The organism is Nonomuraea sp. ZG12, assembly GCF_052068115.1.
Taxonomy (GTDB): Bacteria; Actinomycetota; Actinomycetes; order Streptosporangiales; family Streptosporangiaceae; genus Nonomuraea.
Genome location: NZ_JBQHCW010000003.1, coordinates 196928 through 222923, shown reverse-complemented (window position 1 = coordinate 222923; position 25996 = coordinate 196928). Strand labels below are relative to the sequence as shown.

Here is a 25996-nt window from a genome sequence, read left to right as displayed (position 1 = left end):
TGTCATCGCTGGGGCTCAACAACTCAGGCGGCCGACGCGCTGGAATTCGGCGGAAAATAGATGAGCTGGGTCTCGACACGTCGCATTTCCGGCGCACCTCCCGAATAAAGTACACTGCGGGTCTTCTGTCCGAGGCGGTGGCCGCTTCGACAAGCGTCAATGGCGTTCTCGATCACCTGGAGATACGGCGAAGTGGCGGAGCGCATTCGCACATCAGCAGACGTATCAAGGCCGAGGGGATCGACACGTCGCGCTTCTCGCACGAGCCTGCGTCTCAGCCTGTCCACTGCGAGCGCTTCGAACGCGCTGTTCTCGAAGAGGCCGCAGGCGGCGCCAAAAGCATGCGTGAGATCCTGCGGCGACTCGGAGTGACCGAGTGCGGACGAGTTCGCGAGGATGTGCGCCGGCAGCTGCGCGCTCTCGGGATTGCGGAGCCGGCTGGTTTCCAGCGGATCCACCTGGACCCGGAGGCCGTCAGGGCCGCCGTCGCCGCGTCCTGCTCGGTGGCTGACACGATGCGTCGCCTGCGATTGCCGGTCAACGAAACGAATCGGAGGCGCGTGCTCCGTTGCGTCGCGCGCCATGAGATTGACACCTCACATTTCGGACGCGAGCTCACGAACTCCCGTACGACAAGCCTCCAGAGTGATCCGGCGAAACTCCTGGTGCTGCGTCCCCCCGGATCCGGCCGCAGTCGGGGAGCCCTGCTTCGCCGCCTTCTCGGACGCATCGGGATCCCTGCGGTCTGTGAGAAATGCCGGGTCGGAGACACGTGGCAGGGCGCGCCGCTGACACTGCAAGTGGACCATATCAATGGCGACCCGCTCGACAACCGGCGGGAAAACCTGAGGTTGCTGTGCCCGAACTGCCATTCGCAGACGGCGACATACGCCGGTCGGAACCGTGGCGCCTCGATCGGATAGATGTGCGGGCGGGGGGACTCGAACCCCCACAGTGTCTCCACCAACAGGACCTAAACCTGCCGCGTATGCCATTTCGCCACGCCCGCGCAGTCCCCGCCGAGGGGGCCTCAAATAGTTTAGCCCTCCGATTGTGCGGCGCTACCAGTATTGCGGGCCCGGAGGTCGGGCCCGCAGCCGGGGATCAGGACAGGCCGAGCTTCTTCTTCAGGCTCGCCACGTGTCCGGTGGCCTTCACGTTGTAGAGGGCCTGCTCGATCTTGCCGTCGGCGTCGATGACGAAGGTGGAGCGGATGACGCCCACGACTTCCTTGCCGTAGAGCTTTTTGGTGCCGTACGCGCCGTACGCCTGATGAATCACCAGCTCGGGGTCCGACAGCAGCGGAAAGGTCAGCGCGTCGTGTTCGGCGAACTTGGCGAGCTTGGCCGGCTTGTCCTTCGACACACCGAGGACGACGAAGCCCTCGGCGGTGAGTTGGCCGAGGTTGTCGCGGAAGTCACAGGCCTGCTTGGTGCAGCCGGGGGTCATCGCGGCGGGGTAGAAATAGAGGATCACCCGCTTGCCGCGGTAGGAGTCGAGGGAGACCTCGCCGCCGTCCGCGGTGGGCAGGGTGAAGTCGGGTGCGGCGTCGCCGGGTGCCAGCTTCGTGTCGGTCATGGGTCCTCCAGTGTTTTTCCAGGAAAACCTACCTGGCCGCCCGCGGTGCCGTACGTCGTGCCGACCTGACAGACTGATCACGACAACAGCGGGCAGTGCCCGCATGACGGCGCGGGCACGACCAGGAGCGCGGTCGAGAGGAGAGCCATGGCTGACACCGATCCCGACGAGTTGGAGCGGCGGATCGCGCGGACGCGAGCCGAGTTGGCGCAGACGGTCGACGCCATCGCCGACCGGGTGAGCCCCAAGCGCGTGGCCGGGCGCACGGTGGCGGATGTGCGGTCCCGGGCCGAGGGTCTGGCGATCTCGGTGAGCGACGCCCTGGGGATGAGGTCACGGCCGGTGGAGTTCGGCGACGACCCGGAGCGGCTGTGGGACGAGGAACCGCCCAACCTGGCGCCGGTGCTGATCGGGCTGGGCGCCGTGCTGGTGGTGGGCGCGGCCATCGCGCTGTGGCGTCGCCGTCGCCGTTAGAGGGCCGTCAGAGGGCCGTCAGAGGAAGGTCCGGGCCTCGCCTCTGTAGGTGGGGACGGACTCCGTGACGGTGTCGTTCTCCACCAGGTAGAGGGTGTCGAAGCGTTCGCACAGCTCGCCCGCCTTGGCGTGCCGGAACCAGACCCGGTCCCCGACGCGGAGGTCTTCGGCGGGCCGGCCGAGCAGGGGGGTCTGCACCTCGCCCGCACCTTCGTCCGGCGCGTAGCGCAGGCCGGCGGGCAGGTACGGCTGGGGGAGCCGGCTGGGCCCGGCGGCTCCGGAGGCGAGGTAGCCGCCGCCGAGGACGGTGACCGTGCCGGGGGCGGGGCGGCGGACCACCGGCAGGGCGAACAGGGCCGCGGGCCGACCGGTGAAGCGGCTGTAGAAGTCGAACAGGCGCGGGTGGAAGAGCCCTGATCCGGCCGCGACCTCGGTGACGGCCTTCTCGCGTACGGTGCGTTCGACGGAGCCGGTGCCGCCGCCGTTGACGAATTCGAGGTCGGCGATCTGGCGGACGGCGTTGACGATGCGGCCGCGCCGTACGATCAGCTCTCTGGCCGACAGGGCCTGCATGAGCCTGATCGCGCGGGCGCGGGCGGCGCCGGCGTGCGGGGCGTCGCCGACTCCGGCGATCTGCGCTTCGTAGGCCAGGAGCCCGACGAGGCGACACCCCGGGCGTTTGGCGATGTCGGTGGCCAGGGCCGCGGCCTGGTCGGCGTCGCGGACGGGCGAGCGAAGCGCACCCGCCCGAAATTTCCCACCAAGGGCGACAAAACCGGCGTCGATGTCGATACATATGCGGATCTCGTGGCGCGGCTGCACCCCGGCCACGGCATGATCCATGAACGCCAGCTGCTCCGTGGAGTCCACCGACAGGGTGATCCGCCCGGCGGCCTCGGCGTTGCTCGCCAGCGTGGCCAGGGCCTCGCGGTCGACCGTCGGATAGGCCACGAGGATGTCATCGAACCCCCGCTCCGCCAGCCAGAGCGCCTCCGGCAGGGTGAAGGCCATCAGGCCACGGAAGCCGTCCATGGCCAGCACGCGTTCCAGCAGTGGCCGTGAGCGGATCGACTTGGTCGCCACCCGGATCGGCTTGCCGGCCGCGCGTCGTACCAGAGCGGCGGCGTTGGCGTGAAAGGCCTCCAGGTCGAGGATGGCGAACGGCGGCTCAAGAGCCGCGGTCGCCCTGTCGTAGCGCCGGCGGTCGTCCATGCCAGCAGCGTAGATGAATATGAGACGCATTCATATTGGCCGTCGCGCCCGTAAGGATCTAGCAAACGGGCGGCGAGGGGGCGGTCGAGTGGCCACCGGATCCGTGTACCTCTGGTCGTTGTGATGACCACGCTCCAGCAGATACTGCCCGGTGCGGCCGTCGCCGCGCAGGACACCCCGCTCCGCAGGTCCAGGCGAGCGCTCAGACCGGCACGCACCCCGGCGGCGGTGCTCGTGGCGACCCTGCTGACCGCGGGGCTCGGGCTGACCACCGTGGAGATCGTGTCGGCGCTGCTGGGCAAGCGGCTCGGCTGGGTGCCGGTCGACGAGGCCGTGGCATGGGCGTCGAAGTCCTCGTGGAGCGAGCTGTCGCCCGTCGCGCTCGCCCTGGCCGGCGTGGGCGGCATCCTGCTGTTGCTCGCGCTGGTGCCGGGCCGCTCCAGGCTGGTGCCGGTCGAGACGACCGACCCGCTCATCGTGGTCGGCATCACCCGCGTCGGCCTCCGCCGTACGCTGCGGGCCGTCGCCCAGGAGGTCGACGGCGTGCACAAAGCGCGGGTACGGCTGCGCAGACGCAGGATCGAGGTCACCGTCGTGACCGGCCCGGAGAGCTCCGGCTCGATGCTCAAGCAGGTCGGCACCGCCGTGGGTGACCGGCTGGCCGGCGTGGGCACGCTGGAGACGTGCGAGGTCGTCGTACGGTTGCGCCGGAAGGGGCTGTGATGAGGCAGTACGCCGGCAACCGGGTCGGCCTGGCCGTGGTCGGCGCGCTGCTGCTGGGCGCCGGGACCTACGCGTGGCTACGCGGACAGGACAAGCTGGACGGGCTGCCGCCGCGGGCCAAGGTGCTGCCGGAGCGCACCGCCCACGCCGTCGCCGAGCAGCAGTGGGCGCTGTGGGCGATCGCGCTGGCCCTGCTGGTGCTCGCGTTCGTGACGCTCCGCTGGCTGCTGCTCAGCCTGGGCTGGGGCCGCCTCGGCGCCCGCTCGGGCACCGGCACGGCGATGCTCTGCGTCGGCCTCAAGGACGTCGACGGCCTGGCCAGGGCGGCGGTCCGGGTCGTCGGCGAGGCCACCCGCCTGCGCATCAGGCTCACCTGCCCGGCGACGGCCGACGTGGGCTCGGTGGCGGCCAAACTGGACCGTGAGATCGTCAGCCGCATCAGACGCGAGGTCCGCGACGACGACCTGGCCGCCATCGTCCGCATCCACGTCCGCCGGTGAGGTGTTGACCCGCGCTGCTAGTCGTAGTGGTAGCGGGCCTGCAGAATGATGATTTCGTCGTTCGCGGCCAGATACACCAGGCGATGCTCATCAGTGATGCGCCGCGACCAGGCGCCCGCCAAGGCATATTTGAGCGGCTCGGGTTTGCCGATGCCTTCGTAAGGATCACGTAGGACGTCCTCGATGAGCCGGTTGACACGCTTGAGGATCTGTCGGTCAGCGGTCTGCCAGTGGACGTAGTCCTGCCAGCCTTGATCGGTGAACGCGACTTTCACCGATCACCCTCGTCACCCAGCAGTTCATGCCGCTCGTGACGCCCTTCGATCGCCTCCTGGTAGGACTCCATCAACCGGCGAGCGTTGCCGGGAGAGCGGAGCAGGTAAACAGTCTCCTGGAGAGCTTCGTACTCCTCTGCGGCCACGAGGTAGGCATTACCGCTCTTGGAGACGATTTCCACGGCGGTGCGGTCGTTGTTGACCTCTTCGATGAGTGGGAACAGACGACGGCGAGCTTCGCTGGCAGTGATGGACACGGCCCCTCCTTCCGAGTGGTACAACATTATGGTACCACTCGGAAGTGTTCAGCGCTCGATGACGTTGACCGCGACGTCCGCGACGACGACCTGGCCGCCATCGTCCGCGCCGGTAGGTCAGCTGTTGGACCTGAGTACGAGAATGCGCACCTGGTCGGCTACCAGCGTGAGCAGCAGGCGCCGGACCCGTTCGGGCATCTGGGTGGCGATCTCGTGAGTAGGCGGTTCCCAGATGACGGCGCGCAGGGTCATGTGCGAGGTAGCCCCAAGGAGTCGGCGAGCTTGGCCTCAAGCTCTTCACGGGAACTGGCAGTGACGATGACCGTACCCTCCGGATCGGGCTCTCCGCGCTCGATCCGCGCGATTCCCTCACGGATCACCCGCCGGTCCGCCTCATCCTGAAAACGGCGAAGCTCCTCCTGCAGGTGGGCGTAGTCGTCCGCTGAGAGCAGGACGGCCTCCGGCCTGCCGTGCCGCGTGATCGTCACCGGCTTGTGAGCATGGTGGACCTGTGCGACGAGAACGCCGAGCTTCTCGCGGGCTTCCTGGAGCGCGATGATGTCCATGGCCACAGCTTAGATGAACAACCTTGAAAACTGTAAGGTTCTCAAGGTTCGTACATTTCAGCACTCGATGACGTTGACCGGGCCACGGGAGGCTGTCCATTGCGGATCGCATGCACAGGCATCAAAGATAGGGTCGGCGAGCGTAGGCCGCGGCTCGTCCAGAAGGGTGAAAATAACGAGCTGGACGGGTCTGCGTAGCCCCTCTGGCAGGGCCTCGATCTGCTCCCACGCACGCTCAGGGAAGGCGATGCGCCGGTCAGCCACTGATGCCCCACTCGGCGGCCAGCTCGTCGCGAGTGAACACGCGCACATGGCCCGGGTCGGCGGCGTTGTTCATGATGGCTTGCCTGGCCTGCTGGCGCCCCACCTCCCGACGTAGTCGTCTCACCTCGGCTCTGAGCGCCTCGTATTCGTCACGAGGAATGGTGATGACCTCGTCGTGGTGATGTGCCGTCATGTTTTCAAGCTACCTGCTCTCCGCGACATTCTCAGGGCACCGCCGTCAGGTCAGCACTCGATGACGTTGACCGCGAGGCCGCCGCGGGAGGTCTCCTTGTACTTGTCGAGCATGTCCCGGCCGGTGTCGCGCATCGTCTTGATGGCCTTGTCCAGCGAGACGTGGTGGCGGCCGTCGCCGCGCAGGGCGATGCGGGCGGCGGTGATGGCCTTGATGGAGGCGACCGCGTTCCGCTCGATGCACGGGATCTGGACCAGGCCGCCGATGGGATCGCAGGTCAGGCCGAGGTTGTGCTCGATGCCGATCTCGGCGGCGTTCTCCACCTGCTCGGGGGTGCCGCCGAGGACCTCGGTGAAGCCGGCGGAGGCCATCGAGCAGGCCGAGCCGACCTCGCCCTGGCAGCCGACCTCGGCCCCGGAGATGGAGGCGTTCTCCTTGAACAGCACGCCGATGGCGGCGGCGGTGAGCAGGAAGCGGACGATGCCGTCGTCGTCGGCGTTGGGGGTGAAGCGGGAGTAGTAGGTGAGGACGGCGGGGATGATGCCGGCGGCGCCGTTGGTGGGGGCGGTGACGATGCGGCCGCCGGCGGCGTTCTCCTCGTTGACCGCCAGGGCGAACAGGGAGAGCCAGTCCATCGCCTGCAGCGGGTCCTTCTCGGCGCTCTCACTTTGCAGGCGCCGGTGCAGGGGGTTGGCCCGGCGCTTGACCTTGAGGCCGCCGGGCAGGACGCCTTCCTTGGCGATGCCCCGCCGGACGCACTCCGACATGACCTGCCACAGGTTCAGGATCTCGGCGCGGATCTGGGCCTCGGTGCGGCCGAACGCCTTCTCGTTCTCCAGCATGAGGGCGGAGATCGACAGGCCGGTGGCGGAGCAGTGCTTGAGGAGCTCTTCGGCGGTGGTGAAGGGGTAGGGCAGGACGGTGTCGTCCGGTTTGATGCGGTCGGCGCCGGTGGCCTGCTCGTCGACGACGAAGCCGCCGCCGACGGAGAAGTAGACCTTCTCGCGCAGGGTCTCGCCGTCGCCGGAGCGGGCGGTGAAGCGCATGCCGTTCGGGTGCTCGGGCAGTGAGATCTTGCGTTCGAAGATCAGGTCCTGGCCGACGACGAACGGGATCTCGTGGGTGCCGTACAGCTTGACGGTGCCGGACTCGCGCATGGCGGCCAGCCGCTCGTCGATGGTGTCGACGTCCACCAGCTCGGGCTTCTCGCCGGACAGGCCCAGCAGGACGGCCTTGTCGCTGCCGTGGCCCTTGCCGGTCAGGCCGAGTGAGCCGTACAGGATCACTTCGACGCGCGTCGTACGGTCGAGCAGCCCGTCGGCGTGCAGCCCACGCGCGAACTTGTGGGCGGCGGCCATCGGGCCGCCGGTGTGGGAGCTCGACGGGCCGATACCGATCTTGAACAGGTCGAAGACGCTGATCGCCATTGATGCGCCTTTCAGCTAGGCCGGGGCCCGGTGGCGGGCCCCGGCGGCCGGATCAGGAATCGCCAGAGGTGAGTGCGGCGTACTCCTCGGCGGACAGCAGGTCTTCCGCATTGCCCTCCACGCGCACGCGGAACATCCAGCCCTCGCCGTAAGGGTCGCTGTTGGCCAGCGACGGGTCGTCCACGAGGCTCTGGTTGACCTCCACCACCTCGCCGCCGACGGGGGTGAAGATCTCGCTCACCGACTTGGTCGACTCCACCTCGCCGATGGAGTCGCCCGGCTCGATGGTGGAGCCGACCTCAGGGAGCTGCACGTAGACGACGTCACCCAGGGCTTCGGCGGCGAAGGCCGTGATCCCGATGGTCGCGATGAGGCCGTCCTCAAGACCGGCCACCCACTCGTGCTCCTTGGTGTAGCTCAGGTCCTCAGGGATGTTGCTCACTTGTTCCTCCTGTAAAAGGGCAGCTCGACCCGGTCCACGGGCTCATGGCTGCCCCGGATGTCCACGGCCAGACCTTCATTGACCCCGGTGTCGACGTAGGCCAGCGCGATGGGCTTGCCCAGGGTCTGGGATGGCGCACCACTGGTGACCTCGCCGACGACGGCACCGTCCTTGGTGACCGGGTAACCGTGGCGCGGCACCCGGCGGCCTCGCGCGACCAGGCCGACGAGACGGCGCCGTGGCGGGATGTCCTTGACCGCCTCCAGCGCCGACCTGCCGACGAAGTCGCCCGGCTTGTCGAATTTCACCACTCTGCCCAGGCCCGCGTCGAACGGGGTGAGCGAGACGCCGAGCTCGTTGCCGTACAGCGGCATGCCGGCCTCCAGCCTGAGCGTGTCGCGGCTGGACAGCCCCGCGGGCCTGAGGTCGTACGGCTCGCCCGCCGCCGTCAGCGCGTGCCAGAGCGGCACGGCGTCCTGGTTGGCGATGAAGAGCTCGAAGCCGTCCTCGCCGGTGTAGCCGGTGCGGGCGATGAGCGCCTGCCGCCCGTCGACCAGCCCCGGCAGCCCGGTGTAGTACTTGAGCCCGGTCAGGTCGGCGTCCGTGAGCGTGGCGAGGATCTCCTGCGCGCGCGGACCCTGCACGGCGATCAGTGAGTACTGGTCCGAGCGATCCTCAACCACCACGTCGTACGACTTGGCGCGGGTTTTCAGCTCATTGCCGACCATTTCATAGTTCGAGGCGTTGGCCACGACCATGAACTCCTCGTCCCCGAGCCGGTAGACGATGAGGTCGTCCAGCACCCCGCCCCGCTCGTTCACGATCATGGTGTAGCGGGCCCGGCCGGGCTCCATCGCCGACAGGTGACCCACCAGCGCGAAGTCCAGCGCCTCACCCGCCTGCGGCCCGGTCAGGAAGATCTCGCCCATGTGCGAGAGATCGAACAACCCGGCCGCGTGGCGGACCGCGTTGTGCTCCGCGGACTCGCTGCCGTAACGCAACGGCATGAGCCATCCGGCGAAGTCGGTCAGCGTGGCGCCGAGAGCCTCGTGTACGTCTCTCAACGGTGTGAGTCGGGACATGTGTCGCACCTCAGGACAGGGACGGATGCACGGATCATCCTCCCCCTCTGTCGTCGTTGCCTGAGAGCTTCGCCCGGGGATTTGCCGGACTTTCACCTTCGGCGAGGCCACCAGGCCTGCTTTCCAGAGGACACCTCGTCCGTACGGTCCTTTTCCTTGAGAGGTTCGCGGGGAGGGCTTGCTCCTTCAGGGGCCCCGACCGGCTGTCAGGACGCTCTCCCGTACGGTTTCGACGGTGATGTCCGCAAGCCTAGTGGCGTCACGGGCCTGTTGTCGCGCCCGGCTTCCAGGGGAGTGAACCCGCCCGCACGCCCGGGGTCAGCAGGCGGCTATCAGGGCTTCGAAGAGGGCGCAGTCGGTGGCGGCTTCCGGGTGCCACTGGACGGCGATGGTGAAGGGGTGGGTGTCCAGTTCCACCGCCTCGATCGTGCCGTCGTCGGCCGTGGCGGTGGCCGTCAGGGTTGGGGCCAGGCGGTCGGCGGCCTGGTGGTGGTAGTGCGGCACGGTCACGGGATCGTCGCCCAGGGCCTTGGCGACCCGGCTGCCGGGGGTGGGCCGGATGGGGAGGTGGCCGAACTCGCCGGGGGCGGGGGAGTGGCCGGTGTGCCCGACGACGTCCGGGAGGTGCTGGTGGAGAGTGCCGCCGAGGGCGACGTTCAGGACCTGGAGTCCTCGGCAGACACCTAGGTAGGGGAGACCGGCGTCCAGGGCCGCGGTCAAGAGCGCAAACTCCGCCTCGTCACGAAATTTCCGGACATAGCCGGTTTGGTCGTGCGGCTGCTCCCCGTACCTGCCGGGGTCGATGTCGCCCCCGCCGGCCAGGATCAGCCCGTCCAGCCGCCCCACCAGCGCCGCCGGCTCGCCCGCCGGCGGCAGCACCACGGGCTGCCCGCCCGCCCGCACCACCTGCTCCACATAGGTGTACGGCAGCAGCGCGACGGTCATCTCCCAGACCGTGAACCGCGCGGGCTCGACGTAGGACGTGATGCCGATCAACGGCCGCTTCATCATCTTCCCCCCTACAGCGGTGTCACGTACGCGCCGGAGATCCCCCCGTCCACCAGGAACTCCGACGCCGTGATGAACGAGGCGTCGTCGCTGGCCAGGAAGGCGACCGCGGCCGCGATCTCCGACGCCTCGGCGAACCGCCCGACCGGCACGTGCACCAGCCGCCGCTGGGCCCGCTCGGGGTCCTTGGCGAACAGCTCCCGCAGCAGCGGCGTGTTGACCGGCCCCGGGCACAGGGCGTTGACCCTGATGCCCTCGCGGGCGAACTGGACGCCGAGCTCCCTGGACATGGCCAGGACCCCGCCCTTGGAGGCGGTGTAGGAGATCTGCGAGGTGGCCGAGCCCATGACCGCGACGAACGAGGCGGTGTTGATGATGGAGCCCTTGCCCTGCCGCCGCATGTGGCCGATGGCGTGCTTGCAGCACAGGTAGACGCTGGTGAGGTTGACCTCCTGGACGCGTCGCCAGGCGTCGAGGCCGGTCTCCAGGATCGAGTCGTCGTCCGGCGGGGAGATGCCCGCGTTGTTGAAGGCGATGTCCAGGCTGCCGTAGGTGTCGAGCGCGGTGGCGTACATCCGCTCGACGTCGTCCTCACTGGTCACGTCCGCCCTGACGAACAGTCCGCCGACCTCGGTCGCCGCCTTGGTCCCGGTTTCCTCGTCGATGTCCACGCAGACGACCTTCGCGCCTTCCTGTGCGAAGCGGCGCGCGGTGGCCAGGCCGATGCCGCTGCCCGCGCCGGTGATGACGGCGACACGGTCCTGCAAACGCTGCATAGCTCCACTCCCTGTCTGATGGGTCGTTCACCGCTCCTCATTCGCTTCGCGAGGTGCCTCGTTCCCCGGCCCTTCACTCCGCTCACTGCGTCGGGTTCAGTCCCACGAGATGAACACGTTCTTGGTCTCGGTGAAGGCCGCCAGGGCGTCCGGGCCGAGTTCTCTGCCGAGTCCGGACTGCTTGAAGCCGCCGAACGGGGTCCAGTAGCGGACGGAGGAGTTGGAGTTGACCGACAGGGCGCCGGCCTCGACGGCTCTGGCCACTCGCAGGGCCCGGCCGACGTCGCGGGTCCAGATGGAGCCGCTCAGGCCGTACGGGGTGTCGTTGGCGATGCGCACCGCCTCGGCCTCGTCGGCGAACGGCACCACCGACACGACCGGGCCGAAGATCTCCTCGGTGAACGCCCGGTCGGTGACCGCCGAGGTCAGCACCGTCGGCGGGAACCAGTAGCCCTTGCCCTGCGGGCAGGCCCCTTGCAGGTACGGTGCGTCGTCGACGAAGCCGCGCACCCGATCCAGGTGCTCGGCGCTGATCAGGGGGCCCATCTCGGTGTCCGGGTCGAGGGGGTCGCCGACCCGGATGTCACGCACCGCCTCCGACAGCCGCTGGAGGAACTCGTCGTAGGCCCCGGCCTGCACGAGGATGCGGGAGCGGGCGCAGCAGTCCTGTCCGGAGTTGTCGAAGACGGCGTACGGCGCGGCCTTCGCCGCCTTCTCCAGGTCCGAGTCGGCGAAGACGATGTTCGCCGACTTGCCGCCGAGTTCGAGGGTGATCCGCTTGACCTGGGCCCCGGCCTTGGCCGCGATCTGCTTGCCCACCTCGGTCGACCCGGTGAACACGATCTTCGCGACGTCCGGATGCTCGACCAGCCGGGCTCCCGCGACCTCCCCTGCCCCGGGCAGCACCTGGAGCACCCCCTCGGGGAGGCCCGCCGCCAGGGCCAGCTCGGCCAGCCTCAGCGCGGTCAGTGGAGTCCACTCGGCGGGCTTGACGATCACCGTGTTGCCCGCCGCGAGCGCCGGCGCGACGCCCCACGACATGATCAGCATCGGGAAGTTCCACGGCACGATGACGCCCACCACGCCCAGCGGCTCCTGGAACGTCACGTCCACGCCGCCCGGCACCGGGATCTGCAGGCCGTGGTTGCGCTCCGGCGCCCCGGCGTAGAAGTGCAGGACGTCGCGTACGGCGCCCGCCTCCCAGCGGGCGTTGCCGATGGGGTGACCGGCGTTGGTCACCTCCAGCCTGGCCAGCTCCTCGCCGTGCGCGTCCACCAGGTCCGCGAAGGCGCGCAGCAGCCGCGCCCGCTGCCCCGGCGCCACGTCCCGCCAGGCCGCCTGGGCCTTCCTGGCACGCTCCACCGCCCGGTCGACCTCGGCGGCGTCGGCGAGCTCGACGTCGGCGACGACCTCTTCCGTCGCCGGATTGATGATCTTCATACGGCTCACATCCGCTCGAAGCCGCGGAACAGCTCCCAGTCCGTCACGGCAGCGTCGAAGGCCTGCAACTCGATCCTGGCGTTGTTGGCGTAGTGCGCCACGACCTCGTCGCCGAAGGACTCGCGGGCCAGCTTGGACCCCTCGAACAGCGCCAGCGCGTCGCGCAGGGTGTGCGGCACGGTCTCGGCGTCCGTGGCGTAGGCGTTGCCCGCGAATGCCTCCTCCAGCGGCAGCTCGGCGTCGATGCCGTGGAGCCCGGCCGCGATCAGGGCGGCCACCGCGAGGTAGGGGTTCACGTCACCGCCGGGCACCCGGTTCTCCACCCGCAGCGACGGGCCGTGGCCGACCAGGCGCAGCGAGCAGGTGCGGTTGTCCACCCCCCACTTGACGGCCGTGGGCGCGAAGCTGCCGGGCACGAAGCGCTTGTAGGAGTTGATGTTGGGCGCGTACATCAGGGTGAGCTCGCGCATGCAGGCGAGCTGCCCGGCGATGAACCGGGCGCCCAGCTCGGACAGCCCGTGCGGTCCGTCGCCCGCCATGACGAGGTCGCCGTCCGCGCCGCGCAGCGAGATGTGGACGTGGCAGGAGTTGCCCTCGCGCTCGTTCGGCTTGGCCATGAAGGTGATCGACTTGCCCTCCTGGGCCGCGATCTCCTTGGCGCCGTTCTTGTAGATCGAGTGGTTGTCGCAGGTCCTGAGCGCCTCGTCGTAGCGGAAGGCGATCTCGTGCTGGCCCAGGTTGCACTCGCCCTTGGCGGACTCGACGTAGAGTCCCGCGCCCTCCATGTCGCGCCTGATCCGGCGCAGGAGGGGCTCGATGCGGGCCGTGCCCAGCAGGGAGTAGTCGACGTTGTAGAGGTTGGCGGGCGACATATCGCGATAACCGCGTTTCCACGCCTCTTCGTAGGTGTCCTCGTAGACCACGAACTCCAGCTCGGTGCCGACGTACGCGCGCAGTCCGCGCTCCTCCAGCCGGGCGAGCTGCCTGCGCAGGATCTGCCGCGGCGAGGCCACCACCTCGGCGCCGTCCTCCCAGGCCAGGTCGGCCATCAGCAGCGCGGTGCCCTCCTGCCAGGGCACGCGCCGCAGGGTCGACAGGTCCGGCCGCATCACGAAGTCCCCGTACCCGCGATCCCAGGACGACATCGCGTAGCCGCCGACCGTGTTCATCTCCACGTCCACCGCGAGCAGGTAGTTGCACCCCTCGGAGCCGTGGTGCAGCACCTCCTCCAGGAAGTAGCGGGCCGACAACCGCTTGCCCTGCAGCCTGCCCTGCATGTCGGCGAGGGCGAGCAGCACGGTGTCGATCCGCCCCCGCGCCACCTCGTCCCGCAGCTCGTCGACGGTGAGGAAACCGGCGCCCGGTCGATCACTCACGTGGGTCGCTCCCATCTGGCCCGTTGATTGGGCTAGTCTCAGACCATTGATGTGCATGCTGGGATCGCTTGTCAAGACCCGAGGACACGTTGGACGAGTCGACGCGTTTGATGACGGTGTTGCGGCCGGTGCGGGCGGGCAACGCCTTCGAGGAGACCGTGGAACGGCTGCTCCAGGCGATCAAGCTCGGCCTGGTCGCGCCGGGCGCGAAACTCCCCGCGGAGCGTGAGCTCGCCGTCCGGCTCGGCATCAGCAGGGTGACCCTGCGCGAGGCGATCCGCGCCCTGCAGGACGCGGGCTATCTCGATGTACGGCGCGGCCGCTACGGCGGGGCCTTCGTCACCTACGTGCCGCCCGTCCCCGGCGCGACCGATCTGCGCCAGGTCGTCGCCGACATGGGCGCGGCCGACCTGGCGGACGCCCTCACCTTCCGGATGGCAGTGGAGTGCGGAGCCGCTCAGGCGCTGGCCGCCACCGAGCTCACCGACGAGCAGCGCGCCACCCTGCACCGCGGGCTGACCGACCTGGACGAGGCGTCCCTGGCCGACTACCGACGCCTCGACACCGCCTTCCACCTGTCCATCGCCGAGCTCACCGGCTCCTCCCTGCTGGCGGCGGCCTGCGCCGACGCCCGGCTGCGGGTCAGCGACCTGCTCGACGCGATCCCCATGCTCCAGGTCAACCTCGACCACTCCGCCGCCCAGCATCGCGCCATGGTGGCGGCCATCCTCGCCGGTGACCCCGACGCCGCCCGCCGCGCGGTCGCCGAGCACCTGGAGGGCACCGCCGCGCTCCTGCGCGCGTTCCTGTCCTGAGAGTCATGCCTGAACACGATGAGGACAGCGAGACCAGGACGGCGAGATGGGGACAAGCAGTCCGAGCGGGCTCGTAGAGTCGATGTCAAGGTCATGGAAAATTGGTTCGAGCACAGCATCATCGCCACAGGACGGCTGCCGCTGTTCTGTTTCTTCGCCGCGCTCATCGTGGCCTTCATGGCCACCCGCATCAACGTGCGGCTGATCAGGGCGAAGGTCGGCTGGTTCCGCAACGTCAACGTGGGTGAGATGCACATCCACCACGTGGTGTTCGGCGTCGTGCTCATGCTGGTCGGCGGCGTCGCCGGGCTGATCGTGTCCGGCGCCTCGCAGGAGGGCTACGCGGTCGCCGCGTCGGTCTTCGGCGTCGGGTCGGCGCTCGTGCTGGACGAGTTCGCGCTCATCCTGCACCTGCACGACGTCTACTGGGAGGAAGAGGGCCGCACCTCCGTCGACGCGGTGTTCATCGCGGTCGCCGTCACCGGGCTGCTGCTCGTCGGGCTGCGCCCGCTCACCTGGGACTACGGCACCCCCGTGAGCCCGGCCGCGCTGGTCGTGGCCAACCTCGCGCTGGCCGTCATCACGCTGCTCAAGGGCAAGATCTGGACCGGGATGGTCGGCCTGTTCGTGCCCGTCCTGCTGCTCGTGGGCGCGGTGCGGCTGGCCAGGCCCGGCTCCCCGTGGGCGTACTGGTTCTTCGCCGACCGCTCGCCGCGCAAGATGGCCACGGCCATCCACCGGGAGGACCGGTGGCGGCGGCCGGTCATCCGAGCCAAGATCGCCTTCCAGGAGTTCCTGTCCGGCCGCCACGACCTGCCCTCCACCCGGCGTGCCCGGCTGAGGCGCGACACCTAGGGCAGCGGCAGCAGCCCTTCGTGGCGGACCGTCCACGAGCCGTCCGCCGGGAAGCCGGGCGCCGGCCCGCTGCCGTCCCAACCGGCGGCCATCAGGGCGACCGCCGCCAGGAGCCCGCCGTTGCCGGGCAGGTAGACGGGCAGCGACGCCGTCTGCCTGTTGTGCCCGTTGAGCAGGTAGGTGTTCTTGGCGGTGGGCATCAGCAGGGCCGCCAGCGCGGTCTCCGGCTCGCCCAGCCGGGTCGCCGTCATCGCGATGGCCGGGTAGTCCCAGCCCCACGTCGTCTCCCACGGCCAGGTTGCCATCACGTGCCGCAGCGTCGCGCGCATCGTCTCCGGCTCGATCAGGCCGGTGGGAGGGACGACGCCCAGCGCGTACAGCATGGACGGATGGTCGTCCGGCACGGTGTACGGCGGGGCGTCCATCGCGGCGTAGACCCCGTCGCGGACCAGCGGCCTGGACAGGCCGGCGGCCACCTCCGACCAGGACGGCTCGGGTTCGAGGCCGAGCAGCCGCCGCCATTCCTGGGCGATCTCCAGCGCCCACGCCCAGTAGGCCAGCTCGAACGTCGGGTTCGCCGCGCTCGCCCGGACCTCGGCGTACGACTCCTGCGCCGGCACCAGCGGCGGCCCGAGCGTGTGACCGCCGGGCCCCTTGACCGGGAAGGCCGCCATGAAGGCGGCGGTGTCCATGACGATGCCCGCGTACCGGGTCAGCGCCTCGCGGGAGCCGGTCGAGCGGCGTACCAGCTCGGCCAGGAAGATCGGGTGCGGCTGCTGCCACACCAGGAACGGCCCGATCGGGCTCGGGCTCTCCCGGCCGTCGGGCGCGACCTGCTTGGGCCAGCGCGCGCCCGGCAGTCCCTGCCGCGCCGCGGTCTCACGGGCCCGTCCCAGGATGGCGTCGTACCAGCCGAGGCTGCGTTCGAGCAGCTCGGAGCGCCCCCACAGCGGGAAGTGCGCGCCGTGCCACCAGTGCATCTCCAGGTGGAAGCGGCCCCGCCAGCTGTTGGTCATCAGGCCGGTCTCCTGCGGCGGGGTGGAGCCCGCGCAGTGGATCGCCGTGAGGTACTGCGACAGCACGACGCGGCGCTCCAGCTCCGGCGCGCGCTCGTCCTGGCTGCCGGACAGGTCCAGCGCGCCGCCGGTGCTCCAGAAGCGCGCCCAGTGCCGCTCGGACGCCTCCAGCACGCGCTCGTACGCGGGCAGGTCGGCGGGCGGCTCGGGCCCGAAGGCCACCACCAGCTCGACGACCGGCTGACGCGAGGTGATCAGGAACTCGTGCGGCCCGTCCGCGCGCACCTGCGCGCCTTCCGGCAGCCCGACCGCCACGCCGTACCGCGTGTCGTCGAGCACCCGCTCGACGGCGAATCCGCCGGGCGTCTCCCGCAGCGCCGACGTGTGGGCTTCCGGCCGCGACCAGTCCGCCGCGTTGCCCCACGCCTGCGACCCGTAGGGAAAGGCCAGGCGTACGGCCAGCCCTTCGGTGAGCAGCCGGGACGCCACCCGCACGGCCAGGATGTCGCGCTCCGGATGGCAGGCGGTGGTGACCTGGACCGGGGTGCCCCCCAGCCGGTGTTCGCCGGTGATGACCCCGGTCCACAGGTCCAGCCGCTGGCGGACGTCGCGCACGTCGGCGGGCTCCAGCGGCGCCTCACCCGGCCGGGCCAGGCCGATCCTGGCCAGGTCCAGCCGGTGCGGGTTGTTGCGCAGCCACGCCTCCGCGGCCGAGGCGGGGTTCTCGCCCGTGCCGCTCAGGTCGCCGCGCATGTCCACGTACGGGACCGGACCCCGGGGGGTCTCGTACGTGGACATGGTGTCCGCCAGGTCGTACGAGCCGGGGACGCTGTGCCAGCCCCATGAGGACATGGTGCCCAGCAGCGTTCCCGGCCCGTTCCCGGTGCGGTCCTCGACCGGGTAGGAGTCCGGGAAGGTCTGCAACCCGGTGACGTCGACGGTGAAGCAGAACTCGCCGTTGCCCACGGACAGCGGCGACTCCGCCACGATCTCCGTCACCTCGACCGCGTGCCGGCCGACGAGCGCACGCCTGTCGATCCCGGTGCCCGTCACTGCTGGATCGCCGTCCCCACCTGCTTGATGAAGTCGGCTGCGGCCTCGGCCGGCTTCGAGCGGTCGAACAGCACCTCCGCGTTGATCCGGTCAAGGATGTCCGGCGTGTCCGTGGAGCCTGTCGGGCCGATCACCAGCGCCGGGCCGGCCTTCGGGGTCACCTCGTCGATGAACTTCGCCTGAACGACCTCGTCCTCACTGAGTGAGCTCTCGATGGCGGTGCGGACGTCGGAGTTCGCCGAGATGCCGCGGTCGGCGAGGATGATCTTCCCTGCCTCGGGGCTGTTGACCAGGAAGTCCACGAGCTTGGCGGCCTCCTGCGGGTGCTCGCTCTTGGCGTTGACGGTGTAGAGCTGCGAGGCCTGCAGCCACATGCCGGGCTGTGTGGCACCGCTCTCGCCCGGCACCCGCATGAGCTCCAGCGGGTGCCCGGACGCCTTGCGCAGGGCGGTGAGCTGGTTGCTCCACTCGAACTGCATCCCGGCGAGGCCACGGCCGATCAGTGACTGCTCGGGCGCGGGCTGGGTGATGAGCTCGGCGGTCTGCGAGGCCGGCGGGGTGGCCCCGGCGTCACGCAGTTCGAGGGTCATGTTCCACCAGTCGACGAGGGTCTTCTCGCTGATGCCCACCTTGCCGTCCGCCGTGTAGAGGGCCTCGCCCCGCTGCCGCGCGAAGATGTCCAGCATGTCGGTCTTGGTGGGGTCGGCCAGGCCGAAGGTGCCCTTCGGGGACTTCTCCGCGATCTCCTTGGCGATCCGCTTGAAGTCGTCCCACGTCCAGGTCTCGTCGTCCGGCAGCGGCACGCCGGCCGCCTTGAACACCTCGGGGTCGACCACGAGGGCCACCGTGTTGACGCCGGTCGGGACGCCGTACTGGACGTTGTTGAACTTGCCGTTGTCCAGCGCGGCGGCGCCGATCTTGTCCGTCTTCAGCACGCCGCTGACCGTGGACAGGTCGAGCAGGGCGCCGCGGTCACCGTACTCGCGCGGGTAGGCGCCGCCGAGGGTGATGACGTCGGGGGCGCCGCCCGCCGCGACCTCGGTGGCCAGGCGGTCGAAGTAGGAGTTGAAGTCGGTGAACGAGCCCTTGATCTTGATCTTCGGGTTCTGCTTCTGGAAGGCGTCGATGACCTTCTGCGTGGCGGCGGCCCGGTCGTTGTTGCCCCACCAGCTGAACTTCAGCTCGATGGTGCCGTCCGCGCTCTCGCTCGCGCCGCCGCCGCAGCCGGCGGTCGCTAAGAGCGCGGTGGTGAGGCAGAGCGCCGCCAGGCGGCGGGATGTGGGCTTTCTCATGGGTCTCTCTCCGGGGGTTTAAAACGATTTAATGGACCGTACGTGAAACTCTGCTGGGGCGTTTACTTGAATCCCGTGGTCGACAGGCCCTGCGTCAGGTAGCGCTGGCCGGCCAGGAAGAAACCGAAGATCGGCACCAGACCCACGATCGACATCGCGAAGAGCTGACCCCACGCCGTCTCGCCCTGACCGTCCATGAAGGAGCGCAGTGCGACCGGCATGGTCCACAGGTCCGGATCGGTGAGGAAGATGAGCTGGCTGAAGAAGTCGTTCCAGGTCCAGATGAACGTGAACAGCGCCGAGGTGGCGAGCGCCGGCACCGACAGCGGCATGATGATCCGCCAGTAGATCCGGATGTGCCCGCACCCGTCGAGGCGGGCGGCCTCGTCGAGCTCCCGGGGCAGGCCCCGGATGAACTGCACCATTAAGAAGATGAAGAACGCGTCATGGGCCAGGAACTTCGGCACGATGAGCGGCAGGTTGGTGTTGATCCAGTCAAGCTGGGAGAACAGCACGTACTGCGGGACGATCAGCACATGGATCGGCAGCATCAGGGTCGCCAGCATCGCGGCGAAGAAGAAGTTCCTGCCCCGGAACTTCATCCGGGCGAAGGCGTAGGCGGCGAGTGAGCACGAGAGCAGGTTGCCGATGACCGCGAAGATCGCGATCACCGCCGAGTTCCACAGGTAGTAGTGGAAGGGGTGGCTCAGCGCCGTCCAGCCCCGGAAGTAGTTGCTGAAGTCCAGCTCAGTGGGCCAGATCGACGGGTCGCGGAAGATGATCTCGTTGGGCTTGATCGAGCTCGACACCATCCACAGCAGCGGATAGAGCATGACCACGCCGCAGATGATCAGCAGCGCGTGCTTCGACAGCCGCCGTGTCCGGCTGCCCTCGCCTTGCCGCGCGCCTCTCACGTCAGTTGCCATAGAACACCCACCGCTTGGCCAGAAGGAAGTTGAGCCCGGTCAGCGCGGCGATGATGAGCAGCAGCGTCCATGCCATCGCGGAGGCGTAGCCCATGTCGAAGGAGCCGAAGCCGCGCTGGTAGAGATAGAGCGTGTAGAGCAGGGTGGAGTCGGATGGACCGCCCTGCCCGCCGCTGACCACGAACGCCTGGGTGAAGCTCTGGAACGCGCCGATCATCTGCAGCACGAGGTTGAAGAAGATGATCGGGGTCAGCAGCGGCATCGTGATGTGGAAGAACCTCGCCATCGTGCCGGCCCCGTCGACCTGCGCCGCCTCGTAGTAGGAGACCGGGATCTGCCGCAGGCCCGCGAGGAAGATCACCATCGGCGCGCCGAAGGTCCAGGCGTTCAGCACGACCAGCGTGCCGAGGGCGTAGTCCGGGTGGGCCACCCAGCTCACGCCCTCGATGCCGGCCATGGCCAGGAACTGGTTGATCAGTCCTTCCTTGCCGAAGATCTGCCGCCACAGGATCGCGATGGAGACGCTGCCCGCCAGCAGCGAAGGCAGATAGTAGACCGACCGGTAGAAGCTCAGGCCGCGCACGCCCCGGTTGAGCAGGAGCGCCAGTGCCAGGGCCAGGATCAGCTGGATGGGCACCGACACGAACACGTAGAGGAACGTCACCCCCAGCGACTTGTGCAGCCGGGGATCCTCCAGCATCTGCTGGTAATTCGCCAGGCCCAGCCATTCCGGCGGCTTGAGCAGCGTGTATTCGGTGAACGAGAGATAGAGCGAGGCCAGGATCGGTCCAATGGTGAAGACCACCATGCCGATGAACCACGGCGTCAGGAAGAGATAACCGATCCGGTCCTCGCGAGGACCTCTCGGAGCCAGGAAGCGCCGCAAACGGTTGTTTTGCTGTAACGGCGACGCAGGTGCGAGTGCACCCGTTTGTTCGCTCATCTATCACCCTTCGCCAGGTCGCGCAGGGGGAAATGCGCGGGTGGGAGTGGGCGGGCCGGCTTGCAACCCGGCCCGCGAGTAACCAGTTTCTAACAGAGCCGTCATTGGCTGTCAACGATCGGTGAACACCGCCTTGAGCTGGACAAACATCGGATGGAAGTTTTTTGGAAGGGGCTACGGCAACCGGTTGCAATCGCGTGCGGAAACCGGTATCTTGCGGCGGTGCCCGGTTCGGGCGCGCCGGTCCTGACTCGACGATTTAATGCATGCAGTGAAGCTTGAGCATGCGGGGAGAGCGGACATGAGCGCGCGTGATCACAGCAGGGACGAGCCGGAGCAGCCCGTCCGGCCCCCCGGCAAGCGCGGGCCCCGGCCCTGCGGCACGGCGACCATCAGCCGCGTCGCCGAGGCCGCCGGCGTCTCGCGGGCGACCGTCTCCCGGGTCATGAACGGCTCACCCACCGTCAACCCGGAGCTCGCCGCACGGGTGCGGGCCGCCGCCAAGGAGCTCGAGTACGAGCCGAGCCTGGTCGCCCGCAGCCTCGCGCTCGGCCGCACCAGCACCATCGCGCTCATCGTCCCCGACCTGGCCAACCCGCTGTTCCAGGGCATCCTGCGCGGGCTCAGCCAGGCCGCCGGAGAGGTGGGCCGCCGCCTGCTGGTCGCCGAGTCCAAGGAGGACGCCGAGGAGGAGATCATCCTCGCGGTGGAGGCCCGGCGGCGATCCGACGGCCTCGTCCTCGCCTCACCCCGGTCGACCGACGAACGACTCCGCGCGCTCAGCGACCGGCTCGCCCCGCTCGTGCTGCTTCACCGGGAGATCCCCGGCTCCACCCTGCCGTCGCTGTCCATCGACAACGCGGTCGGCATCGCGGGGATCATGACCCACCTCACCGGCCTCGGCCACCGCCACCTGGTCTACCTCGCCGGCCCCGAGGCCAGCGCGTCCAACCGCGACCGCCGCGCCGCGCTGCGCGCCATCGTGGCCGCCACGCCCGGCCTCGCCCTGACCGAGCTCGCATGCGGCGCCATGTTCGACGACGGCCACGCCGTGGCCCGCGAAGTGGTGGCGTGCCGCGCGACCGGCGTCATCGCGTTCAACGACATGGTCGCCTTCGGCGCGCTGAGCGGCCTGCACGAGCTCGGCGTCGCCGTCCCCGGCGACCTGTCGCTCACCGGGTTCGACGACATCCCCTTCGCCCGCTACACCACACCACCGCTGACCACGGCCTCCATCCCAAAGAACGAGCTGGGCAAGCAGGCCTGGGACAAGCTGTGGTCGCTGATGAACGGTGACACCGGCGGGCACAACGTCCGCTTCCAGCCGCGCCTGCTCGTCCGGGAGAGCACCGGGCCCTACCACCCCCTGAGGAGAACACCATGAAATGGATCAGCGTCCGCGGTGACCGCCTGGTCGACGACACCGGCCACCCCGTCACGCTGGCCGGCGTCGGGCTCGGCGGCTGGATGAACATGGAGAACTTCATCACCGGCTACCCGGCGACGGAGTCGCTCCAGCGTGCCGCGCTGCGCAAGGCGCTGGGGGAGGAGGGCTACACCAGGTTCTTCGACCGCTTCCTCACCGACTTCTTCGACGTCGAGGACGCGCGCTATCTGGCGTCCCTGGGCCTCAATTCCGTACGGATCCCCTTCAACTACCGCCACTTCGAGGACGACGACCGGCCGTTCGAGCTCAAGGAGGAGGGGTTCGCCCTCCTCGACCGCGTCATCCGCCTGTGCGCCGACGCCGGCCTGTACACCATCCTCGACCTGCACGCGCTGCCCGGCCGGCAGAACCAGCACTGGCACAGCGACAACCCGACGCACTGGGCCGACTTCTGGAACCAGCGGCAGTTCCAGGACCGGGTCGTGCACCTGTGGGAGGCCCTCGCCGACCGCTACAAGGACGAGCCCGCGGTCGCCGGGTACAACCCCGTCAACGAGCCCGGCGACGCCTCGGGCGAGGTCATCGGACCTTTCTACGAGCGGCTGGAGAAGGCGGTGCGGGCCATCGACCCGCGCCACGTCCTCTTCCTGGACGGGAACCGCTACTCCTCCGACTTCTCCGTCTTCGACGAGCCGTTCGCCAACACCGTCTACACCGCCCACGACTACGCCCTGCCCGGCATCGCCGCGGGCAGCACCTACCCGGGCACCACCCGCGGCGAGTACTTCGACCGATCGGTGGTGGAACAGACCTTCCTGCGGCGTACGGAGTTCATGCGCCGCACCGGGACGCCCATCTGGATCGGCGAGTTCGGCCCCGTCTACGACGGCGACCCCGAGCGTGACCGGTCGCGACTCCAGCTCCTGCGCGACCAGCTGGACATCTACCGGGAGCACGGGGCGAGCTGGGCGCTGTGGACGTACAAGGACATCGGCCTGCAGGGCCTCACCTACGCTCGCGCGGACAGCGCCTACCTCCAGCGGATCGCACCCGTCCTGGAGAAGAAGGCCAGGCTCGGCTCCGACTCCTGGGGCGGGAACGACCGGCAGATCCGTCACATCCTGGACCCGATCGAGGAGCTCTTCGACAAGGAGTTCCCCGACTTCGAGCCGTTCCCGTGGGGGCGGCGGTCCTACATCCAGACGCTGGTGCGCAACATCCTGCTGGCCGAGCCGATGGTGGGGGAGTTCGGGCGGTGCTTCGACGGGGTGACCCCGGCGCAGGCCGAAGAGCTGGCGAGCTGCTTCGCCCTGGCCGCGTGCGAGCGCCGTGAACCCCTCGCCGAGGTCCTGCGCGCCCACCAGAATCAGGTCTGAACCGGCTCCCGCTTCACGCCGCCCTCGAAGGCGCGGCGATAGTCGGTGGGCGTGACCCCCACGTGGAGCGCGAAGTGGCGGCGCAGGTTGGCCGCCGTGCCGAGACCGCTGTGCTGGCTGACCTGCTCGATGGGCAGCTGCGTCGACTCCAGCAACGACTGCGCGTGGGCGAGACGCTGATTGAGCAGCCACTGCAGCGGGGTGGTGCCCGTCACGGACTGCACCTGGCGGAAGAAGGTACGCGGGCTCATCCCGGCCCTGCGGGCCAGGTCGTTGACCGAGAGCGGTAGATGGAGGTGCTCGGTGGCCCACTGGAGCACGGGGGCGAGGCTTTCGTCGTCGGTCACGGGCACGGACAGGTCGATGAACTGGGCCTGGCCACCCGCCCTGTGCGTGGGCACCACCATGCGGCGGGCCAGGGCGTTGGCGACGTGCGCGCCCAGGTCCTGCCGTACGAGGTGAAGGCACAGGTCGAGCCCGGCCGTCATGCCGGCGCTGGTGAGCACGTCGCCGTCGTCGATGTACAGCACCGAGTCGTCGATCTCGACCTTGGGAAAGCGCCTGGCCAGGTCCTCGGTGTGCATCCAGTGAGCGGTGGCCCTGCGGCCGTCGAGGAGCCCGGCCTCGGCGAGCGCGAAGGCGCCCATGCACAGCGAGACCATGCGCGCGCCGGACTCCGCCGCTCGCCGCAGCCCCCTGATCAGGTCGGGGTCGATGGGCATGCCCTCAGTGAAGACGGCCTCCGGCACGGATGGCACGATGACGGTGTCGGCCCTGGCCAGGGCGTCGAAATCGTGATCGCAGCGCAGGGAGAAGCCGCGCGCGGGCCCCGTCTCCGCGGTTCTCGGCCCGCACAACCACAGGTCGTACCACGGGTCTGCCAGGTCGGGTTGCGGCCTGCCGAAGACGGCGTAGGCGATGCCGAGCTCGTACAGGTCCCACGGGTGCATGTCGGTCTCTTCGGTCACCACGAGGGCGACGGATCCGGCGCTCATGGGATGGAGCCTATGGCAGCAATTTTGCGAAGATAGTCGGTCCTGCCACTGTTGATGGCGTCTGCGCAGGTGAGAGCGTGATCTCCGGAACCGAAACGAAGGAGAAAGCACTGTGCGTACGACCGATGTGACAGTTCTCGGCCTTGGCCGCATGGGCACCGCGGTGGCCGGGGCGTTTCTGAACGACGGCCACTCCACCACGGTGTGGAACCGGTCAGCGGGCAAGGCGGGCGCGCTCGTGACGAAGGGCGCCGTCCTGGCGCCCTCCGCCCGCGAGGCGGTCCAGGCCGGCCCGCTCGTGGTCGTCGTCCTGACCGACAACGCCGCCGTGCGGGAGCTGCTCGAACCGCTGGCCGACGTGCTGGCCGGACGGATGGTGGTGAACCTCACCTCGGGCAGCTCCGACCAGGCCCGCGAGACCGCCGCGTGGGCGCAGGCCCAGGGGATCGGCTACCTTGACGGCGCGATCATGGCGATCCCGCAGGTCGTCGGTACCGTCGACGCCTTTCTGCTCTACAGCGGCCCGAAGGCCGCCTACGACGAGCATGAGAAGACGCTGCGGAGCCTCGGCGCGGGCACCACCCATCTCGGCGCCGACCACGGCCTCGCCTCTCTGTACGACGTGGCGCTGCTCGGCCTGATGTGGGGCACGCTCAACAGCTTCCTGCACGGTGCGGCCCTGCTCGGCACCGCCAAGGTCGACGCCACCACGTTCGCGCCGTTCGCCAACAAGTGGCTCGGGGCCGTGACGGGCTTCGTGTCCGCCTACGCGGAGCAGATCGACCAGGGCGCCTACCCGGCCCTGGACGCCGCCATCGACACCCACGTGGCGACCATCGACCACCTCATCCACGAGAGCGAGGCCACCGGCGTCGACACCAGCCTGCCGAGGTTCGTCAAGTCCCTGACCGACCGGGCCCAGGCAGCGGGACAGGGCGGGCTCGGCTACGCCGCCATGATCGACCAGTTCCGCCACGATCACTGACGCTCGCAGCCACGGAGCGTCACGGAGTCCACGTAGGTTTCCGAAGCTCGATCGCCGGTTACCGGAAAGTCATGTTCGGCGCGGTACGGGTCCGTCCTGCCAGCGGTAGAGGTCGCGCAGCAGGGAAATCTCGGCGCCGTGATGGATCAGCTCCCTGTTGACGTGCAGGACGATGCCCTCCATGGGAAACCGCTCGGGACCCACCGTGGGCGGATTCTCCAGGTCAGCGTCCGAGAGCTCGCGGACCCCCGCGTTCCATCTCCCATACATCTCATCGAGCTGTTTCAGCGCCTCGTCAGCGGTCCCCGCGTAGGCGAAGGTCTGGGAGTCGACGTCCTGGCCGCCGAAGTGCCATCCGACCCGATAGCCCAGGCAGGAGACGATGATGTGCGCCAGCCGCCAGGCAATCGTGGTCACCGGCGCCGGCACCGGGTCAGGGGACGCGAAGTCCATCGTCCATTCCCCCGAACCTGCCGACATCGGTTCGGCCGACGTGCCACGTGGGCGGATGCTCCAGCAGCCACGCACCGGCTCCCAGAAGTACTCCTCATCGGCAAGACCGTGCAACCGCGGCCGCAGGTTCTTGTGCCAGTGCCGGTCCAGCTGGTCCGCGATTCGCTCGCTTCTTGTCATTTCCGCACACTACAAACAACGGAGACCTGGCTGCGGAGCATGAGTATCCCGAGCGAGCGCCACGCCAGAGCCTCCGACCTGCATGTTCGAAGATGGCGAAGACTCGCTGATCGACTCAGGGCTTGCT

30 protein-coding genes, 1 tRNA gene and 2 riboswitches are annotated in these 25996 nt (G+C 69.1%); of the genes, 9 read left to right on the top strand and 22 right to left on the bottom strand.

The features are described 5' to 3' along the window. Positions 1-23: 23 nt before the first annotated feature. Entirely contained in the window at positions 24-584 is a 561-nt protein-coding gene (locus ACTMTF_RS12885; protein ID WP_441111036.1) for a hypothetical protein, read from the bottom strand. On the opposite strand from ACTMTF_RS12885, the gene ACTMTF_RS12880 reads away from it, so the two are divergent. Then, positions 516-923, top strand: a complete 408-nt coding sequence (locus tag ACTMTF_RS12880; protein ID WP_441111031.1) for an HNH endonuclease — start codon at positions 516-518, stop codon at positions 921-923. The genes ACTMTF_RS12885 and ACTMTF_RS12880 overlap by 69 nt on opposite strands. 3 nt (positions 924-926) lie before the next feature. Here the strand turns inward: ACTMTF_RS12880 and ACTMTF_RS12875 are convergent. Further along, a tRNA-Leu gene (locus tag ACTMTF_RS12875) sits at positions 927-1009 on the bottom strand. Positions 1010-1104: 95 nt separating this feature from the next. Next, positions 1105-1578, bottom strand: coding sequence for a thioredoxin-dependent thiol peroxidase (gene bcp / locus ACTMTF_RS12870; protein WP_441110800.1), 474 nt, complete (start codon positions 1576-1578; stop codon positions 1105-1107). 147 nt (positions 1579-1725) lie between these two features. Between bcp and ACTMTF_RS12865 the strand changes: the two genes are divergently transcribed. Continuing rightward, positions 1726-2052 carry a DUF3618 domain-containing protein gene (locus ACTMTF_RS12865; protein WP_397010160.1) on the top strand — a complete coding sequence of 109 codons (327 nt, stop codon included), beginning with the start codon at positions 1726-1728 and terminating at the stop codon, positions 2050-2052. An 18-nt stretch (positions 2053-2070) separates the two neighbouring features. On the opposite strand, the gene ACTMTF_RS12860 is transcribed toward ACTMTF_RS12865, so the two are convergent. Continuing rightward, entirely contained in the window at positions 2071-3264 is a 1194-nt protein-coding gene (locus ACTMTF_RS12860) for an amino acid deaminase/aldolase (RefSeq protein WP_441110799.1), read from the bottom strand. A gap of 123 nt (positions 3265-3387) precedes the next feature. On the opposite strand from ACTMTF_RS12860, the gene ACTMTF_RS12855 reads away from it, so the two are divergent. Both ACTMTF_RS12855 and ACTMTF_RS12850 read left to right on the top strand, forming a co-directional pair. Continuing rightward, positions 3388-3987, top strand: a complete 600-nt coding sequence (locus tag ACTMTF_RS12855; protein WP_397010156.1) for a DUF6286 domain-containing protein — start codon at positions 3388-3390, stop codon at positions 3985-3987. Beyond that, the gene (locus tag ACTMTF_RS12850; protein WP_397010154.1) at positions 3987-4487 is read left to right on the top strand and encodes a hypothetical protein; all 501 of its coding nucleotides are present in this window, start codon (positions 3987-3989) and stop codon (positions 4485-4487) included. The genes ACTMTF_RS12855 and ACTMTF_RS12850 overlap by 1 nt, the downstream gene beginning before the upstream one ends. Before the next feature lie 17 nt (positions 4488-4504). Here ACTMTF_RS12850 and ACTMTF_RS12845 read toward each other — a convergent pair whose 3' ends face one another. The 12 genes from ACTMTF_RS12845 to ACTMTF_RS12790 all read right to left on the bottom strand — a co-directional run bounded on the left by ACTMTF_RS12845 (position 4505) and on the right by ACTMTF_RS12790 (position 13593). Further along, entirely contained in the window at positions 4505-4762 is a 258-nt protein-coding gene (locus ACTMTF_RS12845; RefSeq protein ID WP_441110798.1) for a Txe/YoeB family addiction module toxin, read from the bottom strand. After that, positions 4759-5019, bottom strand: a complete 261-nt coding sequence (locus tag ACTMTF_RS12840) for a type II toxin-antitoxin system Phd/YefM family antitoxin (protein ID WP_441110797.1) — start codon at positions 5017-5019, stop codon at positions 4759-4761. Before ACTMTF_RS12840 ends, ACTMTF_RS12845 begins: the two co-directional genes overlap by 4 nt. A gap of 117 nt (positions 5020-5136) precedes the next feature. Further along, positions 5137-5271, bottom strand: a complete 135-nt coding sequence (locus ACTMTF_RS12835) for a hypothetical protein (protein WP_441110796.1) — start codon at positions 5269-5271, stop codon at positions 5137-5139. Next, positions 5268-5585, bottom strand: coding sequence for a type II toxin-antitoxin system Phd/YefM family antitoxin (locus ACTMTF_RS12830; protein ID WP_441110795.1), 318 nt, complete (start codon positions 5583-5585; stop codon positions 5268-5270). Before ACTMTF_RS12830 ends, ACTMTF_RS12835 begins: the two co-directional genes overlap by 4 nt. Before the next feature lie 256 nt (positions 5586-5841). Further along, entirely contained in the window at positions 5842-6042 is a 201-nt protein-coding gene (locus ACTMTF_RS12825; protein ID WP_441110794.1) for a hypothetical protein, read from the bottom strand. A 50-nt stretch (positions 6043-6092) separates the two neighbouring features. Continuing rightward, complete coding sequence (locus ACTMTF_RS12820) at positions 6093-7469, bottom strand: L-serine ammonia-lyase (RefSeq protein ID WP_441110793.1); 1377 nt, start codon at positions 7467-7469, stop codon at positions 6093-6095. Between the two features lie 52 nt (positions 7470-7521). After that, positions 7522-7911 carry a glycine cleavage system protein GcvH gene (gcvH, locus tag ACTMTF_RS12815; protein ID WP_441110792.1) on the bottom strand — a complete coding sequence of 130 codons (390 nt, stop codon included), beginning with the start codon at positions 7909-7911 and terminating at the stop codon, positions 7522-7524. Beyond that, on the bottom strand, positions 7908-8993 hold the full coding sequence (gcvT, locus tag ACTMTF_RS12810) for a glycine cleavage system aminomethyltransferase GcvT (protein WP_441110791.1): 1086 nt from the start codon (positions 8991-8993) through the stop codon (positions 7908-7910). The genes gcvH and gcvT overlap by 4 nt, the downstream gene beginning before the upstream one ends. A gap of 37 nt (positions 8994-9030) precedes the next feature. Continuing rightward, a riboswitch (glycine riboswitch) is annotated at positions 9031-9127 on the bottom strand. Further along, a riboswitch (glycine riboswitch) is annotated at positions 9128-9225 on the bottom strand. Between the two features lie 86 nt (positions 9226-9311). Continuing rightward, complete coding sequence (locus ACTMTF_RS12805; protein WP_441111030.1) at positions 9312-10001, bottom strand: gamma-glutamyl-gamma-aminobutyrate hydrolase family protein; 690 nt, start codon at positions 9999-10001, stop codon at positions 9312-9314. A gap of 11 nt (positions 10002-10012) precedes the next feature. Next, the gene (locus ACTMTF_RS12800) at positions 10013-10777 is read right to left on the bottom strand and encodes a 3-oxoacyl-ACP reductase (protein WP_441110790.1); all 765 of its coding nucleotides are present in this window, start codon (positions 10775-10777) and stop codon (positions 10013-10015) included. A gap of 96 nt (positions 10778-10873) precedes the next feature. Then, on the bottom strand, positions 10874-12217 hold the full coding sequence (locus tag ACTMTF_RS12795) for an aldehyde dehydrogenase family protein (RefSeq protein ID WP_397010136.1): 1344 nt from the start codon (positions 12215-12217) through the stop codon (positions 10874-10876). A gap of 5 nt (positions 12218-12222) precedes the next feature. Further along, positions 12223-13593: a glutamine synthetase family protein gene (locus tag ACTMTF_RS12790; RefSeq protein ID WP_441110789.1), complete on the bottom strand. Its 1371-nt coding sequence runs from the start codon at positions 13591-13593 to the stop codon at positions 12223-12225. Between the two features lie 110 nt (positions 13594-13703). Between ACTMTF_RS12790 and ACTMTF_RS12785 the strand changes: the two genes are divergently transcribed. Beyond that, the gene (locus ACTMTF_RS12785; protein WP_441111029.1) at positions 13704-14408 is read left to right on the top strand and encodes a FadR/GntR family transcriptional regulator; all 705 of its coding nucleotides are present in this window, start codon (positions 13704-13706) and stop codon (positions 14406-14408) included. A gap of 93 nt (positions 14409-14501) precedes the next feature. Beyond that, positions 14502-15263, top strand: a complete 762-nt coding sequence (locus tag ACTMTF_RS12780) for a hypothetical protein (protein WP_441110788.1) — start codon at positions 14502-14504, stop codon at positions 15261-15263. On the opposite strand, the gene ACTMTF_RS12775 is transcribed toward ACTMTF_RS12780, so the two are convergent. From ACTMTF_RS12775 to ACTMTF_RS12760, 4 genes are all read right to left on the bottom strand, one after another. Beyond that, positions 15260-17332 (bottom strand): hypothetical protein, encoded by a 2073-nt coding sequence (locus ACTMTF_RS12775; protein ID WP_441110787.1) that lies wholly within the window; start codon positions 17330-17332, stop codon positions 15260-15262. The two genes, ACTMTF_RS12780 and ACTMTF_RS12775, sit on opposite strands and share 4 nt — an antisense overlap. Beyond that, positions 17329-18624, bottom strand: a complete 1296-nt coding sequence (locus ACTMTF_RS12770; protein WP_441110786.1) for an ABC transporter substrate-binding protein — start codon at positions 18622-18624, stop codon at positions 17329-17331. Before ACTMTF_RS12770 ends, ACTMTF_RS12775 begins: the two co-directional genes overlap by 4 nt. A gap of 62 nt (positions 18625-18686) precedes the next feature. Next, complete coding sequence (locus ACTMTF_RS12765) at positions 18687-19550, bottom strand: carbohydrate ABC transporter permease (RefSeq protein ID WP_397010126.1); 864 nt, start codon at positions 19548-19550, stop codon at positions 18687-18689. After that, entirely contained in the window at positions 19540-20493 is a 954-nt protein-coding gene (locus ACTMTF_RS12760) for a carbohydrate ABC transporter permease (protein ID WP_441110785.1), read from the bottom strand. The genes ACTMTF_RS12765 and ACTMTF_RS12760 overlap by 11 nt, the downstream gene beginning before the upstream one ends. Positions 20494-20794: 301 nt before the next feature. On the opposite strand from ACTMTF_RS12760, the gene ACTMTF_RS12755 reads away from it, so the two are divergent. Then, on the top strand, positions 20795-21877 hold the full coding sequence (locus tag ACTMTF_RS12755; protein WP_441110784.1) for a LacI family DNA-binding transcriptional regulator: 1083 nt from the start codon (positions 20795-20797) through the stop codon (positions 21875-21877). Continuing rightward, positions 21874-23256 carry a glycoside hydrolase family 5 protein gene (locus ACTMTF_RS12750; RefSeq protein ID WP_441110783.1) on the top strand — a complete coding sequence of 461 codons (1383 nt, stop codon included), beginning with the start codon at positions 21874-21876 and terminating at the stop codon, positions 23254-23256. The genes ACTMTF_RS12755 and ACTMTF_RS12750 overlap by 4 nt, the downstream gene beginning before the upstream one ends. On the opposite strand, the gene ACTMTF_RS12745 is transcribed toward ACTMTF_RS12750, so the two are convergent. Then, the gene (locus ACTMTF_RS12745) at positions 23247-24251 is read right to left on the bottom strand and encodes a GlxA family transcriptional regulator (RefSeq protein ID WP_441110782.1); all 1005 of its coding nucleotides are present in this window, start codon (positions 24249-24251) and stop codon (positions 23247-23249) included. The two genes, ACTMTF_RS12750 and ACTMTF_RS12745, sit on opposite strands and share 10 nt — an antisense overlap. Before the next feature lie 112 nt (positions 24252-24363). Here ACTMTF_RS12745 and ACTMTF_RS12740 point away from each other — a divergent pair, with 112 nt between their 5' ends. Further along, complete coding sequence (locus ACTMTF_RS12740) at positions 24364-25236, top strand: NAD(P)-dependent oxidoreductase (RefSeq protein WP_441110781.1); 873 nt, start codon at positions 24364-24366, stop codon at positions 25234-25236. A gap of 69 nt (positions 25237-25305) precedes the next feature. Here ACTMTF_RS12740 and ACTMTF_RS12735 read toward each other — a convergent pair whose 3' ends face one another. Next, positions 25306-25869 carry a DinB family protein gene (locus tag ACTMTF_RS12735; RefSeq protein ID WP_441110780.1) on the bottom strand — a complete coding sequence of 188 codons (564 nt, stop codon included), beginning with the start codon at positions 25867-25869 and terminating at the stop codon, positions 25306-25308. Positions 25870-25996 lie beyond the last annotated feature (127 nt).

Excerpts from the sequence above, each read along its gene's own strand:
- ACTMTF_RS12885 (WP_441111036.1), bottom strand. The coding sequence starts at position 584 with ATGGCGCGCGACGCAACGGAGCACGCGCCTCCGATTCGTTTCGTTGAC.
- ACTMTF_RS12850 (WP_397010154.1), top strand. The coding sequence starts at position 3,987 with ATGAGGCAGTACGCCGGCAACCGGGTCGGCCTGGCCGTGGTCGGCGCG.
- ACTMTF_RS12745 (WP_441110782.1), bottom strand. The coding sequence starts at position 24,251 with ATGAGCGCCGGATCCGTCGCCCTCGTGGTGACCGAAGAGACCGACATG.
- ACTMTF_RS12820 (WP_441110793.1), bottom strand. The coding sequence starts at position 7,469 with ATGGCGATCAGCGTCTTCGACCTGTTCAAGATCGGTATCGGCCCGTCG.
- ACTMTF_RS12825 (WP_441110794.1), bottom strand. The coding sequence starts at position 6,042 with ATGACGGCACATCACCACGACGAGGTCATCACCATTCCTCGTGACGAA.
- ACTMTF_RS12865 (WP_397010160.1), top strand. The coding sequence starts at position 1,726 with ATGGCTGACACCGATCCCGACGAGTTGGAGCGGCGGATCGCGCGGACG.
- ACTMTF_RS12760 (WP_441110785.1), bottom strand. The coding sequence starts at position 20,493 with ATGAGCGAACAAACGGGTGCACTCGCACCTGCGTCGCCGTTACAGCAA.
- ACTMTF_RS12880 (WP_441111031.1), top strand. The coding sequence starts at position 516 with ATGCGTCGCCTGCGATTGCCGGTCAACGAAACGAATCGGAGGCGCGTG.
- ACTMTF_RS12750 (WP_441110783.1), top strand. The coding sequence starts at position 21,874 with ATGAAATGGATCAGCGTCCGCGGTGACCGCCTGGTCGACGACACCGGC.
- ACTMTF_RS12855 (WP_397010156.1), top strand. The coding sequence starts at position 3,388 with ATGACCACGCTCCAGCAGATACTGCCCGGTGCGGCCGTCGCCGCGCAG.
- ACTMTF_RS12805 (WP_441111030.1), bottom strand. The coding sequence starts at position 10,001 with ATGAAGCGGCCGTTGATCGGCATCACGTCCTACGTCGAGCCCGCGCGG.
- ACTMTF_RS12800 (WP_441110790.1), bottom strand. The coding sequence starts at position 10,777 with ATGCAGCGTTTGCAGGACCGTGTCGCCGTCATCACCGGCGCGGGCAGC.
- ACTMTF_RS12860 (WP_441110799.1), bottom strand. The coding sequence starts at position 3,264 with ATGGACGACCGCCGGCGCTACGACAGGGCGACCGCGGCTCTTGAGCCG.
- ACTMTF_RS12735 (WP_441110780.1), bottom strand. The coding sequence starts at position 25,869 with ATGACAAGAAGCGAGCGAATCGCGGACCAGCTGGACCGGCACTGGCAC.
- gcvT (WP_441110791.1), bottom strand. The coding sequence starts at position 8,993 with ATGTCCCGACTCACACCGTTGAGAGACGTACACGAGGCTCTCGGCGCC.
- bcp (WP_441110800.1), bottom strand. The coding sequence starts at position 1,578 with ATGACCGACACGAAGCTGGCACCCGGCGACGCCGCACCCGACTTCACC.
- ACTMTF_RS12835 (WP_441110796.1), bottom strand. The coding sequence starts at position 5,271 with ATGACCCTGCGCGCCGTCATCTGGGAACCGCCTACTCACGAGATCGCC.
- ACTMTF_RS12795 (WP_397010136.1), bottom strand. The coding sequence starts at position 12,217 with ATGAAGATCATCAATCCGGCGACGGAAGAGGTCGTCGCCGACGTCGAG.
- ACTMTF_RS12785 (WP_441111029.1), top strand. The coding sequence starts at position 13,704 with ATGACGGTGTTGCGGCCGGTGCGGGCGGGCAACGCCTTCGAGGAGACC.
- ACTMTF_RS12770 (WP_441110786.1), bottom strand. The coding sequence starts at position 18,624 with ATGAGAAAGCCCACATCCCGCCGCCTGGCGGCGCTCTGCCTCACCACC.
- ACTMTF_RS12755 (WP_441110784.1), top strand. The coding sequence starts at position 20,795 with ATGAGCGCGCGTGATCACAGCAGGGACGAGCCGGAGCAGCCCGTCCGG.
- ACTMTF_RS12830 (WP_441110795.1), bottom strand. The coding sequence starts at position 5,585 with ATGGACATCATCGCGCTCCAGGAAGCCCGCGAGAAGCTCGGCGTTCTC.
- ACTMTF_RS12780 (WP_441110788.1), top strand. The coding sequence starts at position 14,502 with ATGGAAAATTGGTTCGAGCACAGCATCATCGCCACAGGACGGCTGCCG.
- ACTMTF_RS12765 (WP_397010126.1), bottom strand. The coding sequence starts at position 19,550 with ATGGCAACTGACGTGAGAGGCGCGCGGCAAGGCGAGGGCAGCCGGACA.